Annotated in this window: 15 protein-coding genes; 14 read left to right on the plus strand and 1 reads right to left on the minus strand. The window is 75.9% G+C overall.

What is annotated here, in order from left to right; genetic code table 11:
- Window positions 1–371 precede the first annotated feature (371 nt).
- Entirely contained in the window at window positions 372–1,340 is a 969-nt protein-coding gene (locus tag ACYVGT_RS22985) for a bile acid:sodium symporter family protein (protein ID WP_460862100.1), read from the plus strand.
- Window positions 1,341–1,397: 57 nt separating this feature from the next.
- Here the strand turns inward: ACYVGT_RS22985 and ACYVGT_RS22990 are convergent, their stop codons facing one another.
- Entirely contained in the window at window positions 1,398–3,923 is a 2,526-nt protein-coding gene (locus tag ACYVGT_RS22990; RefSeq protein ID WP_460862102.1) for a sensor histidine kinase, read from the minus strand.
- A gap of 229 nt (window positions 3,924–4,152) precedes the next feature.
- On the opposite strand from ACYVGT_RS22990, the gene ACYVGT_RS22995 reads away from it, so the two are divergent.
- The 13 genes from ACYVGT_RS22995 to ACYVGT_RS23055 all read left to right on the plus strand — a co-directional run bounded on the left by ACYVGT_RS22995 (window position 4,153) and on the right by ACYVGT_RS23055 (window position 16,497).
- Window positions 4,153–4,368 carry a hypothetical protein gene (locus ACYVGT_RS22995; RefSeq protein WP_460862104.1) on the plus strand — a complete coding sequence of 72 codons (216 nt, stop codon included), beginning with the start codon at window positions 4,153–4,155 and terminating at the stop codon, window positions 4,366–4,368.
- Window positions 4,365–4,454, plus strand: coding sequence for a potassium-transporting ATPase subunit F (locus ACYVGT_RS23000; RefSeq protein WP_460862106.1), 90 nt, complete (start codon window positions 4,365–4,367; stop codon window positions 4,452–4,454). The genes ACYVGT_RS22995 and ACYVGT_RS23000 overlap by 4 nt, the downstream gene beginning before the upstream one ends.
- Entirely contained in the window at window positions 4,454–6,154 is a 1,701-nt protein-coding gene (gene kdpA / locus ACYVGT_RS23005) for a potassium-transporting ATPase subunit KdpA (protein WP_460862109.1), read from the plus strand. The genes ACYVGT_RS23000 and kdpA overlap by 1 nt, the downstream gene beginning before the upstream one ends.
- Before the next feature lie 131 nt (window positions 6,155–6,285).
- On the plus strand, window positions 6,286–8,301 hold the full coding sequence (kdpB, locus tag ACYVGT_RS23010; RefSeq protein ID WP_460862203.1) for a potassium-transporting ATPase subunit KdpB: 2,016 nt from the start codon (window positions 6,286–6,288) through the stop codon (window positions 8,299–8,301).
- 1 nt (window position 8,302) lies between these two features.
- On the plus strand, window positions 8,303–8,896 hold the full coding sequence (gene kdpC / locus ACYVGT_RS23015) for a K(+)-transporting ATPase subunit C (protein ID WP_460862111.1): 594 nt from the start codon (window positions 8,303–8,305) through the stop codon (window positions 8,894–8,896).
- A 109-nt stretch (window positions 8,897–9,005) separates the two neighbouring features.
- Window positions 9,006–9,728: a response regulator gene (locus ACYVGT_RS23020; RefSeq protein WP_460862115.1), complete on the plus strand. Its 723-nt coding sequence runs from the start codon at window positions 9,006–9,008 to the stop codon at window positions 9,726–9,728.
- A 346-nt stretch (window positions 9,729–10,074) separates the two neighbouring features.
- Window positions 10,075–10,254 (plus strand): hypothetical protein, encoded by a 180-nt coding sequence (locus ACYVGT_RS23025; RefSeq protein WP_460862119.1) that lies wholly within the window; start codon window positions 10,075–10,077, stop codon window positions 10,252–10,254.
- A 266-nt stretch (window positions 10,255–10,520) separates the two neighbouring features.
- Window positions 10,521–13,433 (plus strand): DUF4040 family protein, encoded by a 2,913-nt coding sequence (locus ACYVGT_RS23030; RefSeq protein ID WP_460862123.1) that lies wholly within the window; start codon window positions 10,521–10,523, stop codon window positions 13,431–13,433.
- A complete protein-coding gene (locus tag ACYVGT_RS23035) occupies window positions 13,430–13,738 on the plus strand; it encodes a cation:proton antiporter subunit C (RefSeq protein ID WP_460862125.1) in 309 nt (102 codons plus the stop codon). Before ACYVGT_RS23030 ends, ACYVGT_RS23035 begins: the two co-directional genes overlap by 4 nt.
- Window positions 13,735–15,339: a monovalent cation/H+ antiporter subunit D family protein gene (locus ACYVGT_RS23040; RefSeq protein WP_460862128.1), complete on the plus strand. Its 1,605-nt coding sequence runs from the start codon at window positions 13,735–13,737 to the stop codon at window positions 15,337–15,339. The genes ACYVGT_RS23035 and ACYVGT_RS23040 overlap by 4 nt, the downstream gene beginning before the upstream one ends.
- Window positions 15,336–15,815, plus strand: coding sequence for a Na+/H+ antiporter subunit E (locus ACYVGT_RS23045; RefSeq protein WP_460862132.1), 480 nt, complete (start codon window positions 15,336–15,338; stop codon window positions 15,813–15,815). Before ACYVGT_RS23040 ends, ACYVGT_RS23045 begins: the two co-directional genes overlap by 4 nt.
- Window positions 15,812–16,069 (plus strand): monovalent cation/H+ antiporter complex subunit F, encoded by a 258-nt coding sequence (locus ACYVGT_RS23050; RefSeq protein WP_460862135.1) that lies wholly within the window; start codon window positions 15,812–15,814, stop codon window positions 16,067–16,069. Before ACYVGT_RS23045 ends, ACYVGT_RS23050 begins: the two co-directional genes overlap by 4 nt.
- Window positions 16,069–16,497, plus strand: coding sequence for a cation:proton antiporter (locus tag ACYVGT_RS23055; protein WP_460862138.1), 429 nt, complete (start codon window positions 16,069–16,071; stop codon window positions 16,495–16,497). The genes ACYVGT_RS23050 and ACYVGT_RS23055 overlap by 1 nt, the downstream gene beginning before the upstream one ends.
- Window positions 16,498–16,557 lie beyond the last annotated feature (60 nt).

A 16,557-nucleotide genomic window follows, 5' to 3' on the forward strand; every position in this document is an offset into this window, starting at 1 on the left:
CCCGGCGCCCGCGGCCGCGTCGATCCCCCCGGGCGGCACCGATCCCCCGGCCGCGGATCCGGTGCCGCCCGCGCCGTAGAATCGCAGGGGCCCGGCGCAGGTCGCCGGTGTGCGGAGCCGCCGCACGCCGCCCCGGCCTTGCGGCCCGGCACCACCGCTGGCGCGCCCCCGCCCCCACCCCGGGCCTCGGCGCGCGCATCCCACCCGGATGCCACGGCGCACCCGCAGCGGCGGACCGGCGGCGCGCCTCCCGCGGCACCGCCGCCGGCGGCCCCGCACCCATCCCCACCCCGTATCCCCGGCCGTCCGGCCGGGCGCAGCAGCGGCCCCGCCGCGCGCCCCGCCCGGCGGCCCCGAAAGGTTTGAGCGCCATGTCGGTCCTCACCCGCATCGCCGGCTTCGCCGGGCGGTGGTTCGCCCTGCTCGTCCTGGTCGGCGCAGTGGCGGGCATCGCCGCCCCCGCACAGGCGGCGCTGCTCGCGCCGTGGGTCTCGCTGCTGCTCGGCGTGATCATGTTCGGCATGGGGCTGACCATGCGCCCCGCCGACTTCGCGATCGTGGCCCGCCACCCGGTGGCCGTGGTGATCGGCGTCCTGGCCCAGTTCATCGTGATGCCGCTGCTCGGCTTCGGGATCGCGCACGCGCTGTCGCTGCCGCCGCAGCTCGTCATCGGCATGATCCTGGTCGGCTCGGCGCCGGGCGGCACCGCGTCCAACGTCATCGTCTACCTGGCCCGCGGCGACGTGGCGCTGTCGGTGGCGATGACGTCGATCTCGACCCTGCTGGCGCCGTTCATCACCCCGCTGCTGGTACTGGCCCTGGCCGGGTCGACGCTGCCGGTGGCGCCGGGCGACCTGTTCATCTCCATCGTGCAGGTGGTGCTGGTCCCGGTGGCGGCCGGCCTGATCGTGCGCGCGGTCGCGCCGCGCGCCGTGGACGCGGTGCTGCCGCTGCTGCCGCTGGTGTCGGTGACGGGCATCGTGCTGGTGGTGGCCGGAGTCGTCGGCGCGAACGCGGACGCGGTCCTGGCCAGCGGTTTGCTGCTGGCCCTCGCGGTCATCCTGCACAACGCGGCCGGCCTGGGCCTGGGCTACGCGGCGGCCTGGGCGGTCCGGCTGCCGGAGTCGGCGCGCCGCGCCATCTCGGTCGAGGTCGGCATGCAGAACTCCGGCCTGGCAGCAGCTCTGGCGACCGCGCACTTCGCGCCCATCGCCGCCCTGCCGGCCGCGCTGTTCTCGGTCTGGCACAACCTCTCCGGCGCGCTGGTCGCCACCTTCTGGGCCCGCAGGCCGGTCGCCGGCGCCGCGGAGTCCGGGACGGCGGCCCCGGCCGAGTCCTGACCCGGCCGGGGCGCCCAGCGGACGCGGCCGGCGGGCGCGCGACGGCGGCGCACCCGGTCAGTCCGCGGGCGCGGCGGGGAGGCGGACGGACATGGTGAGCCCGCCGCCGGGCGTGGTGGCGGGGGTGAGGGTGCCGCCCATGGCGCCGGTGAAGCCCTGGGCGAGGGCGAGTCCCAGCCCCAGGCCGGAACCGGCGCCGGAGTCGCCGAGGCGCTGGAAGGGGACGAACATCCGGTCCCGGGCCTCCTCGGGGACGCCCGGGCCGCGGTCGGCGACCGCGATCACCACGTGCCCGTCTTCGGCGTGCGCCGCTATCCGGGGCGGGCACTCCGGCGGGCTGAACCGCAGCGCGTTGGCGAGCAGGTTGGCCAGGACGCGGTCGAGCAGGCCGGGGTCGGCGGCCACCTCCGGCAGGTCCGCGGGCACGTCGACCCGCACGCCGCCGGCGTCCTCGCCGAACGGGCCGAGGGCGGCCTCCACCACCGCGCGGGGCCGGAGCGGACGCACCGCGGTCCCGAGCACGCCGGCCTGCAGCCGGCTCATGTCCAGTAGGTCGCCGACCAGGCGGGTGAGCTGGTCCAGCGCCTCGTCGGCCATGGCCAGCAGGCGTTCGCCCTGCTGCGGGGTGAAGTCGACCTGGCTGCTGCGCAGGCTGGTGACCGACGCCTTCGCCGCGGCCAGCGGCGCCCGCAGGTCGTGGCTGACCGCCGAGAGCAGCGCGGCGCGGAGCCGGTCGGCCTCCGCGATCGGCCGTGCCTCCGCGGCCGCCTTCGCCAGCCGCTCCTGGCGGAGCGCGATCGCGGCGTGCGCGGCGAACGCCTCGATGACGCGGCGGTCGCCGGCCTGCGGGCGGCCGCCGCGCAGCACCAGTACCAGCGAGTCGTCCACCGGCACCTGGGTGTCGTCCGGCCGGGGAGCGCCGGGCGGCCCCTCGCCGGCCGCGGCGAGCACCGTCCACTCCTGCGGGCTGCTCCGCCGGTCCGGACTGGCGGAACTGCCGGGCACCCGCTGCAGGAGGGCCGCCGAACCGACCGAGAAGGTCTCCAGGAGCCGCTCCATCAGCGCCTCCAGCGGGCGCGAACCGCGCAGCACGTTGCCCGCGACGGTGGCCAGCAGCTGCGCCTCCGCGCCGGCCTGGGCCGCCTCCCGCGTCCGGCGCGCCGCCTGGTCCACGACGGCGCTCAGCGCGACGGCGACGGTGCTGAAGCCGGCCAGCGCGAGCAGGCTGCCGGGCGCGGCCACGGACGGGTCCCGGTAGGGCTCGGTGTAGAGCAGGTCGAGCACCGCGAAGCCGCCGACGGAGGCGAACAGCGCTGGTGGCAGCCCGCCGGCCAGCGCCGCCCCGGTCACCGCGGCGAAGACCAGCACGATGCCGCTGCCGAGGAACTCCTCCCCCGCTGGAAAGGCGAAGGCGGTGACCGCCAGTCCCGCCGCGGCCAGCAGCCAGGCGCCCGCGCGGCGGCGCCGGGACAGCGCGGTGGGGCGGCGCTCGCGGCGGCGCAGGCCGGCCTGCTCGTGCGAGACGAGGTGCACGTCGATCGGCCCGGACCGGGCGATGGTGGTGGCACCGATCCCGGGGGCGAAGAGCCGGGCCAGCCGGCCGCGGCGGCTGGCGCCGAGCACCAGCTGGGTGGCGTTGGCGCCGCGCGCGAAGGCGAGCAGCGCCGCACTGACGTCCTCGCCGAGGACCTGGTGGTAGGTGCCGCCGAGGTGCTCGGCCAGCACCCGCTGGCGGGCGAGGTGGGCGGGGTCGGCGCCGGTCAGGCCGTCGCTGCGGGTGACGTGCACGGCCATCAGGTCGGCACCGCGGGCGCGCTCGGCGCTCCGCGCGGCGCGGCGGATGAGGGTGGCGCCCTCGGGTCCGCCGGTGAGCGCCACGACGACGCGCTCGCGGGTCTCCCAGGTGTCGGTGACGCCGTGGTCGCTGCGGTAGTGCTCCAGATCGGCCTCCACCCGGTCGGCGAGCCAGAGCAGCGACAGCTCGCGCAGCGCGGAGAGATTGCCGGCGCCGAAGTAGTTGGCCAGTGAGGAGTCGATCCGGTCCGGCGCGCAGACGTTGCCGTGCGCGATGCGACGGCGCAGCGCCTCGGGCGTCATGTCGACGAGCTCGATCTGGCCGGCGGCGCGCACCCAGGCGTCCGGGACCGTCTCGCCCTGCCGGACGCCGGTGACCTTCTCCACCACGTCGTTGAGCGACTCCAGGTGCTGGATGTTGAGCGTGGACAGCACGTCGATGCCGGCGCCGAGCAGGGTGTCGATGTCCTGCCAGCGCTTGGCGGTGCCGCTGCCCGGCACGTTGCTGTGCGCCAGCTCGTCGATGAGGGCGACCTGCGGCGCGCGGGCCAGCACAGCGGCGGTGTCCAGCTCGGTGAGCGCGCGGCCGCGGTGGTGCACCGTGCGCAGCGGCACCGCCTCCAGGTCGTCGATCATCGCCTCGGTCAGCGCGCGGCCGTGGCACTCGACCACGCCGATGGCGACGTCGGTGCCGCGGTCGCGGCGGCGGTGCGCCTCTTCCAGCATCCGGTAGGTCTTGCCCACTCCGGGAGCGGCTCCCAGGTAGACGCGCAGGCTTCCCCGTGTCACGTCGGCCCTCCTCGCCCCCATCCTCGTCCGCCGTTCGGGCGGAGTGCGCCGGTTGGGCGCTAAAGGCGCGCTAAATCCCGATCGTCCGGCGCTAAGGAAGCGCTACCGCAGGCCGCAGCGGTGCGCGGCGGGCGCACAGTCGTCTGCGGCGGGCCGCGGGGCCGCGCCGCCCCGCCCGCCGATCCGGCGCGGCGGGGGCACGTCATCTCCCGGACAAGGACGGCGAGTCGTGGTCGACCTCCTACTCATCGGCGCGGGGGCGGGGTTCATCGCCCTGTGCGCCCTCGCTGTGCGGTTCTGCGCGCACCTGATCGGCCCGGACACCCCGGACGCCGCGGACTCCTCGGCGCCCGCCGGGGCCCCGGTCGCCTCCGGCGCGGAGTCCGCCGCGGAGGCCCAGCGCGCCGCGCCAACCGCCGCTGCGGACCGGGAGGCGCTCCAGTGACCTGGTCCGACGCCGCCGCGCTGGCGACCGCCGTCCCGCTGGCCGCCTACCTGCTGGCCGCCCTGCTCTTCCCGGAGAGGTTCTGATGAGCGGTACCGCGTGGGCGCAGTTCGCCCTGCTGATCGCGGCCCTGGCGGCCACCGCGCCGCTGCTGGGCCGCTACATGGCCGCCGTGTACGGCTACGGCGAGGGCCGCACCGCGCCAGGCGACCGGTTCTTCCTGCCGGCCGAGCACGCCCTCTACCGGCTCTGCGGCATCGACCCGTCGCGCGAGCAGCACTGGACGCGGTTCGCGCTGGCGCTGCTGGCCTTCAGCGGGGCCGGATTCGTGCTGCTGTACGCACTGCTGCGGCTGCAGGGCGCCCTGCCGCTCAACCCCCTCGGCCTGCCCGGACTGGAGCCGCGGATCGCGTTCAACGCGGCGGTCAGCTTCACCACCAACACCAACTGGCAGGCCTACTCCGGAGAGGCGGCGCTCAGCTACTTCTCCCAGGCCGTCGGGCTGACCGTGCAGAACTTCGTCTCCGCCGCCGCCGGCATGGCGGTGCTGGCGGCGCTGGTCCGCGGCCTGGCCCGGCGCGGCGCCCGCACCGTCGGCAACTTCTGGGTGGACCTGGTCCGCGGGGTGACCCGCATCCTGCTCCCGCTGGCGCTGCTGCTCGCGCTCTTCCTGGTGGGCGAGGGGGTGGTGCAGAACCTCAGCGGCCCGACCGCCGCCACCACGGTGGAGGGAGCGGAGCAGTCGGTCCCGGGCGGCCCGGCGGCCAGCCAGATCGCCATCAAGCAGCTGGGGACCAACGGCGGCGGCTTCTTCAACGCCAACGGGGCGCATCCGTTCGAGAACCCGACGGCGCTCAGCAACGCCGTGCAGACCTGGGCGATCCTGGTGATCCCCTTCGCGCTGGCGTTCACCTTCGGCCGGATGGTCGGCGACCGGCGCCAGGGCTACGCGGTGGCGGCGGTGATGGCGACCGTCTGCTCGGTGATGGCGCTGGCCGCGATGGGCGCCGAGAGCGCCGGCAACCCGCGCCTGGCGGAGCTGGGGGTCGACCAGGCCGGCGGCGCGATGGAGGGCAAGGAGGCCCGGTTCGGCCCGGCCGCGTCCGGACTGTGGGCGGCCGCGACCACCGGCACCTCCAACGGCTCGGTGAACGCCATGCACGGCAGCTTCACCCCGCTCGGCGGCGGCAGCGCGCTGCTGCACATGATGCTGGGCGAGGTGAGTCCGGGCGGCGCCGGCGTGGGACTCAACGGGCTGCTGGTGATGACGGTGCTGGCGGTGTTCATCGCCGGCCTGATGATCGGGCGCACGCCGGAGTACCTGGGCAAGAAGATCACCGCGGCCGAGATCAAGCTCGTCCTGGCCTATCTGCTCGCCATGCCGGTGGTGCTCCTCGGGTTCTCCGCCGCGACCGCGGCCAACGGCGCCGCACTGGCGGCGCTGGGCAGCTCCGGGCCGCACGGCCTCTCCGAGGTGCTCTACGCCTACGCCTCCACCGCCAACAACAACGGGTCGGCCTTCGCCGGCCTCGACGGCACCGGATGGTGGTTCACCCTCACCACCGGCGCGGCGATGCTGGCCGGCCGCTTCCTGCTCATCATCCCGGTGCTGGCGCTCGCCGGCGCGTTCGCCCGCAAGCAGGCGGCGCCGGCCACCGCCGGGACGCTGCCCACCCACACCCCGCTGTTCGCCGCCCTGACGGTCGCGGTGGTCGTGGTCGTCGCCGGACTCACCTTCCTTCCCGCGCTCTCGCTCGGCCCGATCGCCGAGTACACCACCCTGTGAGGCCACCCATGCAGAGATCCGCAGCACCGGTCCGGAACCGGACCGGCGCCGGCCCGGGCGGCCCCGCCGCCCCCGCCGCACCGACCCGGCAGGGGGCGCCGCAGCGCGGCGCACCGGCCACCGGGCCGATCATGCGCCGGGCGCTCGCCGATGCGGTGCGCAAGTTCGACCCGCGCGTGCTGGTGCGCAAGCCCGTCCTGTTCGTCGTCTTCGCCGGCAGCGTGCTGTCGACGGCCGTCTACGCCGCCGGGCTGCCCGGTGCCGACTCCGGCGAGGCCGCCTTCGGCGGCCTGGTCACCGCGTTCCTCTGGCTCACCGTGTTCATCGCGAACTTCGCGGAGGCGCTCGCCGAGGGGCGCGGCAAGGCGCAGGCCGCCGCGCTCCGCGCCAGCCGCAGCAGCGCCACCGCACTGGTACGGCGCCCCGGCGGGGCGCTGGAACAGGTGCCCGGCACCGCCCTGGCAGTGGGCGACGTGTGCGTGGTGGCCGCCGGCGAGGCCGTTCCGGGCGACGGCGAGGTGGTCGAAGGCATCGCCAGCGTCGACGAATCGGCCATCACCGGGGAGTCGGCGCCGGTGATCCGCGAGTCCGGCGGCGACCGGTCCGCGGTGACCGGCGGCACGACGGTCCTGTCGGACACGATCACCGTGCGCATCACCCGGCGGCCCGGCGACACGTTCATGGACCGGATGATCGCGCTGGTGGAGGGGGCGCAGCGGCACAAGACCCCGAACGAGATCGCCCTCGACATCCTCCTGGCCGGGCTGACGCTCATCTTCCTCATCGCCGTCACCACACTGCAGCCGCTCGCGGTCTACTCCGGTGCGCGCCAGGACACCGTGGTGCTCACGGCGCTGCCGGTGTGCCTGATCCCGACCACGATCGGCGCACTGCTGTCGGCGATCGGCATCGCCGGCATGGACCGGCTCGTGCGCCGCAACGTGCTCGCCTCCTCGGGCCGCGCCGTCGAGGCGTCCGGCGACGTCACCACGCTGCTGCTGGACAAGACCGGCACCATCACGGTGGGCAGCCGGCAGGCGGCGGCGCTGCTGCCGCTGCCCGGCACGGCCGAGCCCGAGCTCGCCGCGGCGGCGCACCGGGCCAGCCTCGCCGACAGCACCCCGGAGGGGCGCTCCATCGCGGACTTCGCCGCCGCGGCGTACCCGCACCTGCAGCGGGCGGATGCGCCGGCGGGCACGCACGTCCCGTTCACCGCGCGCACCAGGATGAGCGGCGCCGACGAGGGCGGACGGCGGGTCCGCAAGGGCGCCTGCGGCGCCGTCGCGGCGTGGGTGCGGGAGCACGGCGGCACCGTCCCGGACCAGCTGGCGGAGCTGGCCGCCGACGTGGCCGACGCGGGCGGCACCCCGCTGGCGGTCGCCGAGGTCCCCGCACCCGGCGCACCGGCCCGCGCGCTCGGCGTCGTGCACCTGAAGGACACCGTGAAGCCCGGGATCCGGGAGCGGTTCGACCGGCTGCGCGCGATGGGCATCCGCACCGTCATGGTGACCGGCGACAACCCGCGCACGGCTGCGGTGATCGCCGCGGAGGCCGGCGTGGACGGCCACCTCGCCGAAGCCACCCCGGAGCGCAAGCTGGAGCTGATCCGCCGCGAGCAGGCGGCCGGCGCGCTGGTGGCGATGGCCGGCGACGGCACCAACGACGCCCCCGCGCTGGCCCAGGCCGATGTCGGCGTCGCCATGAACACCGGCACCCAGGCCGCGCGGGAGGCCGGGAACATGGTCGACCTGGACTCCGACCCGACCAAGCTGATCGAGGTGGTGGAGGTCGGCAAGCAGCTGCTCATCACGCGCGGTGCGCTGACGACGTTCTCCATCGCCAACGATGCGGCGAAGTACTTCGCCGTCCTCCCCGCGATGTTCGCGGGCGCGATCCCCGGGCTGGACGCGCTCAACGTCATGGGGCTGGAGTCGCCCTCCTCGGCGATCCTCTCCGCCGTCGTCTTCAACGCGCTCGTGATCATCGCCCTGGTGCCGCTGTCGCTGCGCGGGGTGGCGTTCCGCGCGCAGAGCGCCCAGGCCGCACTCCGCCGCAACCTGCTCGTCTACGGGCTCGGCGGCCTCGCCACTCCGTTCATCGCCATCAAGGCCATCGACATGGCCATCGCCGCCCTGGGGGTGCTCTGACATGCTGCGCCAGACCGCGACCGCGATCGGTGTACTGCTCGCCGCGACGCTGGTGCTGGGCGGGGTGTATCCGCTCGCGGTGACCGGCTTCGCCCAGCTGTTCTTCCCCGGCCCCGCCGCCGGCAGCCTCGTCACCGCCGGCGGGGAGACCGCGGGCTCAGCCCGGCTCGCCCAGTCCTTCACCGGGGCGGAGTACTTCCACCCGCGCCCCTCGGCGGTCGGCTACGACGCGCGGGACAGCGGCGGCTCCAACCTGGGTCCGCTCGACGAGGGGCTGGCCGGCACCGTCGCGGAGCGGGCCGCCGCCTACCGGGAGGCCAACGGGCTGGCGCCCGGCGCCGGAGTGCCCGCGGACGCCGTCACCGCCTCCGGCTCGGGGCTCGACCCGCACATCTCGCCGGCCAACGCGCGGCTGCAGACCGCCCGGGTCGCGGAGTCGCGCGGGATCGGCTCCGCCGAGGTCGGCGCCCTCGTCAGCGCGCACACCGACGGCCGCGCACTGGGGGTGCTCGGCGAGCCCGGGGTGAACGTGCTCCTGCTCAACCTCGCCCTCGACGAGGCGGCGCCGGCTCCGGACCAGGCCGACCGGGGGTAGCCGCGGAATCAGCGGACGGGGCGCGGCCCGCTTCGGGCTGCGCCCCGTACCATCGAAGCAGCGCGGCCCGCGGTACCGGGCCCGCCGCGGAACTCGGACGGACAGGGACGTGAACAGACCCACCGGCGGCCGGGCAGCCGCCGCACCCGCGGTCCTCGTTGTCGACGACGACCCCCGGCTCCGGCTCACCCTGGAGCTCAACCTCACGGCGCGCGGCTACACGCCGCTGCTCGCCGACACCGGCGAGCACGCCCTCGCCCTCGCCGCCCGGCACCGCCCGGCCGCGGTCCTCCTCGATCTCGGGCTGCCCGCCATGGGCGGGCTCGACGTGATCCGCGGGCTGCGCGGCTGGACGGAGGTCCCGATCGTGGTGCTGTCCGGCCGCGACACCGAGGCGATGAAGGTCGAGGCGCTCGACCTCGGCGCCGACGACTACGTCGTGAAGCCGTTCGGCATGGACGAGCTGTTCGCCCGGGTGCGCGCAACGTCGCGGCACCGCTCCCCCGCCTCCGAGGCTCCCTCGGTCGCCACCGCCGACTTCACCGTCGACCTGGCCGGCGGCCGGGTGGTGCGCGGCGGAGCCGAGGTGCACCTCTCCCCCCGCCAGTGGCGCATCGTCGAGGTCCTGGTGCGCAACCGCGGCCGCCTGGTCACCTCGCGCGAACTGCTGCACGAGGTCTGGGGCCCCGGCTACGGCCGGGAGACCAACTACCTCCGCGTCTACCTGACCAAGATCCGCCAGCGCCTCGAACCCGACCCGCCGCGCCCGCGCTACTTCCACACCGTGCCGGGCATGGGCTACCGCTTCACCGCGCCCGGCGACGGCGGCTGATCGGCGCGCCGGCCGGGTCGCGGGACGGTTCGCGCGCAGGCCGCCGGCGGGCTGCCGCACCCCTCCGCAGCGCCGCAGTGCAGCGGTGTGCGCAGCGACGGAACGGAGCCGCGGCGCCGATCGGGTGCCGTCCCCGCGCACGGCCCGGCCCACCGCTCCGGCAGGGAAAGGGAAACCGGGCCGGCACCGCCGCCCGCACCGGCGCGGCGCACCGCGACCGCCGCTCCGCCCGGCGTCCGGCGGCGCCGCGCTGCGGCTGTGGCGTGCGCCACGGGCCTGGCCGGCGGTGCGGACGGCGGCATCTGGTAGTTTTCGCGGAGTAATCCGAGGATTGAGGGGGTGCACCGTGGCCGGAACGCCGCTGCGCGGGGCCCCCGTATGCCCGGTACTGGGCCGCAGCCGGTTCGCCGAGCGGCACAAGCTGCCGGTGGGCAACCGCCGCCCGCTGGGCACCAACGCCTACACCACGTGCTGGGGAACCAGCGCGCACGGTGAGCTGAGCGCCTGCCCGCCCGGGCTCCGCTGAGTCCGGCGGCACTCTCTCCCTTTTCTCTGCTGACGGCCGCTGCTGCCGTCCTTTCCTGAGCTGCAGCCGGGTTTCCACCGACCGGCCGACTTCCCCTGGCGCGCTGCGCCCGGGCGCGGCCGGCTTCAGGTCGTGTCCTCCCCGTCTCCGCTTGCCCGGCACCCGCGTGCCCGCACCCGCCTGCCGCGCCGCCTGCGCGCCGCGGCGGCGCTGCGTGCTGCACCGCGGGCTCCGGAGCGTGCGCTCATCCGCGAAAGGACCGCGGGTTGCTGCTGCTCCTCCTGGTCTCCGTTCCCCTCGCCGCCGCTCTGTCGGCGCCACTGCTCGACCGGTTCCTCGGCCGCGCGGCCGCGTGGCCGCTCGCCGCCGTGCTCGCCGCGCTGGCGGCCGCCACCGCCGCCCAGGCGCCCGCCGTCCTCGGCGCGGGCGCCACCCTGGAGTACTCCCGGCCGTGGATACCGGCCCTCGGGGTGCACATCGCGCTGCGCATGGACGGCCTGGCCTGGCTGTTCTGCATGCTCGTCTTCGGCATCGGCGCGCTCGTGCTGGCCTACTCCGCGCGCTACTTCCCGCCGGGCCGCCGCGGCGGCTTCTTCCCGCTGATGGCGGGGTTCGCCGCGGCGATGGCCGGCCTGGTGCTGGCCGACGACGCGGTGCTGCTCTTCGTGTTCTGGGAACTCACCACGGTCTGCTCGTTCCTGCTGATCGGACTCTCCGGTGCGGCGGGGGCGCGGCCCGCGGTGCGCACCTTCCTGCTGACCGCACTGGGCGGGCTGGCGCTGCTGACCGCCGTCATCCTGCTCATGGTGCGCACCGGCACCAGCCGCCTGAGCGCGGTCCTGGCCGATCCCGGGTGGCAGCAGGACCCGGGCTTCACCGCCGTCATCGCGGTACTGGTGGCCGTCGCGGTGTTCACCAAGTCGGCGCAGTTCCCGTTCCACTACTGGCTGCCCGACGCGATGGCCGCGAGCACTCCGGTCAGCGCCTACCTGCACGCCGCGGCCATGGTGAAGGCCGGGATCTACGTGGCGATGCGGTTCACCGCCGTGTTCGCCGACACCCCCGTGTGGAACGCCCTGCTGATCGCCGCCGGCCTCACGACGGCGCTCATCGGCGCGGTGTTCGCGCTGCAGAGCACCGACCTGAAGACGCTCACCGCCTACTCCACGGTGAGCCAGCTGGGGTTCCTCACCGCGGCCATCGGCGTCGGCACGGAGCAGGCGCTCATCGCCGCGGCGGTGCACACCGCCGCGCACGCCCTGTTCAAGTCGGCGCTGTTCATGGTGGTCGGCATCGTCGACCGGCAGACCGGCACGCGCGACATCCGCCGGCTCGGCGGTCTGCGCACCGCGATGCCCGGCACGGCTGCCGTAGCGGTCGCGGCGGCGCTGTCCATGGCCGGCATCCCGCCGCTGCTGGGGTTCGCCAGCAAGGAGAACCTGTTCGCCGCGCTGCTGCAGGCACCCGGGCCCGGGTGGCTCGGCCCCGCGGCGGGCGCGGCTGCGGTCGCCGCGGCCGCTCTGACCTGCTCCTACGCTGCCCGGTTCGGCTACCGCGCCTTCTTCGGCCCTCCCGGCTCTGCGGTGCGCGAGCGCGCGCCGCGGGAAGCGTCCGCCGCGTTCCTGGCTCCGCCGGCGCTCGCGGCCGGCGCGGGCCTGCTGCTCGGCGCGGCGGTTCCGGTCCTCAACCCGCTCGCCAGTCGCGCTGCCGCCGACGCGACGGGCTCCGGAGCCGAAGCGCACCTGGCGCTCTGGCACGGGCTCAACCCCGAACTGGGCATGTCGGCGGCCGCGGTCGCGCTGGGGGCCCTGCTGCTCCGCGCCACCTCTGCGGGCGACGCCCTCGCCGGCCGCCGGCTCTTCCCGGTCCGCGGCACCGGCGTGTTCGAGGCGCTGCATGCCCGGACCATCGCGCTGGGCCGGCGCACCGGCGCCCTCACCGGAAGCGACGCCCCGGCATTCCACCTCGCGGTGCCGATCGCGGCGCTGGCGGTGTTCGCGGGGACGGCGGCCGCACTCGGCCTCGGCTCCGCCGCGGCGGGGGGACCGGCCGGCGCGGACGCCGCGGCGGCGCGTCCGCTGGACTGGCTGCTCGTCGCCGTGATCGGCGCAGCGGTGCTCGGCGCGTGCAGTACGGCGTCGCGGCTCGCGGCCCTCGCGATGGTCGGCGTGGCGGGCTTCGGCACCGCGCTGTGGTTCCTGTTCCTGGGCACCGTCGACGTGGCGCTGACCCAGCTGCTGGTGGAGGTCCTCACGGTGGTGGTCGCCGTGCTCGTACTCCGGCGGCTGCCCCGGACCTTCCACGCGGTGCGGCGCCTGCGGACCGGAGCCGCGGCGGCTCTGGCCGCCGCGGCCGGCACCGCGGCCGGCCTCGGCGCGTATCTGCTGACCGGGCGGCGCGAGCTGTCCGCCGCGGGCGCCTACTTCCTCGACCGGGCGCCGGAGGACACCGGCGGCTCCAACGTCGTCAACACCATCCTGGTGGACTACCGGGCGCTGGACACCCTCGGCGAGCTGACCGTGCTCGGCGTCGCCGGGCTGGTGGTCATCGCCGTTCTGGACGCGGCCGGAATCGCGGGCCGCAGCCGGGCCCGGCTCTCCGCCCCGCGGCACAGCCCGGTGTGGGACGCGCGCGAGAACACGCTCATCGTGCGCACGGTCTCCGCGTGGCTCATCCCGCTGCTGCTGCTCTGGTCGCTGTACCTGCTCGCCCGCGGGCACGGCGCGCCGGGCGGCGGCTTCATCGCCGGGCTGGTCGGCGGTGCGGCGTTCGCGCTGGCCTACCTCGCGGCACCGAGCGCGGCCGCGGCGCGGATCCGCGTCGCCTACCCGTCGGTCACCGCGGCCGGCATCGCGACCGCAGCGCTGTGCGGACTGGCGGGCTACCTCGACGGGTCGTTCCTGCGCCCGCTGCACGCCGGTATCCCGCTCCCGGGCGGGGAGTTCCACTTCACCACCGCGCTCGTCTTCGACGTCGGCGTCTACTTCGCCGTGGTCGGCGTGGTGCTGACGGCGCTGGACTGGCTCGGGACCGGCCGGGCCGAGCGCGGCCCCGCGCTGCCGCCTCCGGCGGCCCTGCCGCCGGAGGCGCCGCCGGACCTGCCGGAGCCGCCCCCGCAGGACGGCACGGCTGCACCCGGAGAAGCTCCCGCCGACGCGACCGCCGGAGGTGCGCGATGACCCTGGCCATCACCATCGGGCTGCTCACCGCGGGCGCCGTCTTCCTCGTGCTGCAGCGCGGCATGGTGCGCATCGTGCTGGGCTTCGTACTGCTCAGCCACGCCGCCAACCTGCTGCTGCTCGCTGCCGGCGGGGCCGATCGGCGCAACCAGCCGCTGCTGCCGCTGACCGGCGCCGGCCCCGCGGCCGATCCGCTGCCGCAGGCGTTCGTGCTCACCGCGATCGTCATCGCCTTCTCGATCACCGTCTACATGCTCACCCTCTCCGCCACCGGCGCCGACGACGACACCGAGGACGCCTCATGACCGCCGACGCCACCGCTGCCCTGCTGCCCCTGTTCGCGGCGGTTCCGCTGATCGCCGCCGCGGCCCTCATCCCGGTGCGGGCGCAGCCGCTGCGGCGCGCCCTCCTGCTGGCGCCGAGTGCCGCGGCGCTGCTCGGCGGCGCCGCGCTCACCTGGGCCACCCGCGACGGCACCGTCTACGCCCACAACATCGGCCGGTGGCCCGACGGGATCTCCATCCCGTTCGCCGCGGACACCCTGAGCGCGCTGATGGTGACCACGACGGCACTGCTCACCCTGGTGTGCTCCGCCTACGCGGTGGCCACCGGCGAGGACCGCGGCCGCTACTTCGGCACGCTGGTGCTGGTGCTGTCCGCCGGGGTCTACGGTGCGCTGCTCACCGGCGACCTGTTCAACCTGTTCGTGTTCATCGAAGTGATGCTGCTGCCCTCCTACGGGCTGCTGGCGGTGGGCGGCCTGCTCCGCCGCCGCGGGCAGGGCGGCCGGATCTACGTCGCGGTCAACCTGCTGACCTCGACGGTCTTCCTGGCCGGGGTGGCGCTGGTGTACGGGACCACCGGCACCGTGCACCTCGGTGAGCTGGCCGGTACCGCAGCCCGCTCGCCGGCGGTCGCCGCCGCGGCGGGGGTGGTGCTGCTGGCGCTGTGCATCAAGGCCGCGGTCGTCCCGGTGCACGGCTGGCTCGCCCGTACCTATCCGACCGCGTCGCCGGCCGTCACCGCGCTCTTCTCCGGGCTGCACACCAAGGTGGCGATCTACGCGATCTACCGGCTCTACGCGCTGGTCTTCGACGGTGCCGCGGACTACCTGTGGATCGGCGCCGCCGTGTTCACGCTGACCATGCTGGTCGGCGTGCTCGGTGCGGTCGGAGCGGACACCACGCGGTCGATCCTGGTGTTCCACATGGTGAGCCAGATCGGCTACATCCTGCTCGGCGTCGCCCTGTTCACCGGGCTGGGCCTGGCGGCCGGGATCTTCTACCTGGTCCACCACATGATCGTGAAGGCGTCGCTGTTCCTGTCGACCGGCGCGATCGAGCACACCTACGGCACCGGCCGGCTGGACCGGCTCGGCGGCCTGGCCCGGCGCGAGCCGCTGGTGGCCGCGGCCTTCTTCGGTGCCGCGCTGTCGCTGGCCGGGCTGCCGCCGTTCTCCGGTTTCACCGCCAAGCTGGCCCTGGTCGCCGGAGCGTTCGACGCCGGACAGTGGGCGGCCGCGGCCGTGGCCGTAGCGGTCAGCCTGCTCACCCTCATGTCGATGCTGAAGATCTGGGGCGGGCCGTTCTGGGGTCCGGCGCCGGAGCCGGAGGCCGGTCGTGCACCCGAACCGGCGGTGCCGGGCGCGGGCTCCCCCGCTCCGCCGGCTGCCTCCCGGGAGGCAGCGGCGCCCGCACGCAGCGGAGCCGCGGCCGCCGCCGGCCCCGGGGCGGCTGCGCCGGTGCAGCCGCGGGTGCGCTTCGCGGTGCTTGCGCCCTCTCTCGTGCTGACCGCCGCAACCCTGTTCCTCGGCCTCAACGCCCAGCTGCTGCTCGGCCTGAGCACGACCGCGGCCGCGGGCCTGCTGGACACCTCCACCTACATCGAGGCGGTGCTGAACCGATGACGGACCAGATATCCCGGGACGCGGCCGCGAACGCCGCCGCGGCCCCGCCCGCGCCCGCGGGCGCCCGGCGGCTGCGCCGGATCGGCCGCGCCCTCGCCTTCCCGGCCTACTACGCCTGGCAGGTGCTCGCTTCGTCGGCGGCCGTCGCCGCAGACGTCTGCACGCCCGGCAGCCGCGCCGCGCCGGCGTTCGTCGAAGTGCCCTCGCGCTGCCAGACGCCGCTGGAGCTGACCGCCTTCGCCAACATGGTCTCGCTCACGCCCGGCACGGTCACCGTGGCGACCCGGTCGGCACCCGCGACCCTGTGGGTGCACGGCCTCTACGTCACTGACCGCGCGGCGTTCCTGGCGGAGCTGTCCGCGATGGAGGACCGGCTCCTGGGTGCCACCCGCACCGGCGGTGCGCCCGCGGGGCCGCCCGCTGCCCCGGCTGCCGAGGGGCCGTCCGCCGCGGCGCCCGGAGAGGAGGACCGGTGAACCCGGTCGACATCGCCCTGGCCGTGCTGGCGGCCGCCCTGCTGGCCGCGGTCTGGCGCATCCTGCGCGGGCCGTCGGCCGCCGACCGCGGCGCAGGGACCGACGTGGTCTTCTTCGGCTTCGTCGGCATGGCCGCCCTGCTCGGGGTGCGCCTGGAGACCGAGCACGTCGTCGACATCGTCCTGGTCGCCACCCTGGTCGGCTTCCTCGCCGCTCTGTCGGTGGCGCGCCTGGTGGCGGGAGGGAAGCGCTGATGGGACCGCATTCCGCTGCAGCGGCGCACGCTGCGCTGGAGGCTGCCGCGCCCGGCCTGGGGACCGCCCTGATGGCGGCCGGCGCCCTGGTGTTCGCCGTCGGCGCGGCCGGCCTGCTGCGCCTGCCCGACTTCTACGCCCGCCTCAGTGCCGTGACCATCGCCGCAGCTCCGGGCACCGCGCTGCTCCTCCTCGGCCTGCTCCTGCACTACCCGACGTGGGAGAACACCCTGAAGATCGGCCTCGCCATCCTCATCCAGCTCGCCACCGCCGCCGTCGGCGGCCACGCCCTGGCCCGGGCCGGCTACCTCACCGGCGCCCCGGCTGCTGCCGCCACCCGATTCGACGACATAGCCGCCCGCGCCGCGGCCGGCGGCGCAGAGGGGGGAGACCGCCGGCCCCGCCGGTCCCGCCCGGAGCGCCCCTGACCGCGCCGCACCGCCCGATCCTGCGCACACCGCCCCCGCCCCCTCCCGGGCGGGGGCGGT

Source organism: Nocardiopsis coralliicola, from assembly GCF_054779695.1.

Coding starts and splice junctions, on each gene's coding strand:
- kdpC (WP_460862111.1), top strand. CDS start 8,303: ATGCTGCGCCAGACCGCGACCGCGATCGGTGTACTGCTCGCCGCGACG.
- ACYVGT_RS23045 (WP_460862132.1), top strand. CDS start 15,336: ATGACGGACCAGATATCCCGGGACGCGGCCGCGAACGCCGCCGCGGCC.
- ACYVGT_RS23040 (WP_460862128.1), top strand. CDS start 13,735: ATGACCGCCGACGCCACCGCTGCCCTGCTGCCCCTGTTCGCGGCGGTT.
- ACYVGT_RS22985 (WP_460862100.1), top strand. CDS start 372: ATGTCGGTCCTCACCCGCATCGCCGGCTTCGCCGGGCGGTGGTTCGCC.
- ACYVGT_RS23035 (WP_460862125.1), top strand. CDS start 13,430: ATGACCCTGGCCATCACCATCGGGCTGCTCACCGCGGGCGCCGTCTTC.
- kdpA (WP_460862109.1), top strand. CDS start 4,454: ATGAGCGGTACCGCGTGGGCGCAGTTCGCCCTGCTGATCGCGGCCCTG.
- ACYVGT_RS23055 (WP_460862138.1), top strand. CDS start 16,069: ATGGGACCGCATTCCGCTGCAGCGGCGCACGCTGCGCTGGAGGCTGCC.
- kdpB (WP_460862203.1), top strand. CDS start 6,286: ATGCGCCGGGCGCTCGCCGATGCGGTGCGCAAGTTCGACCCGCGCGTG.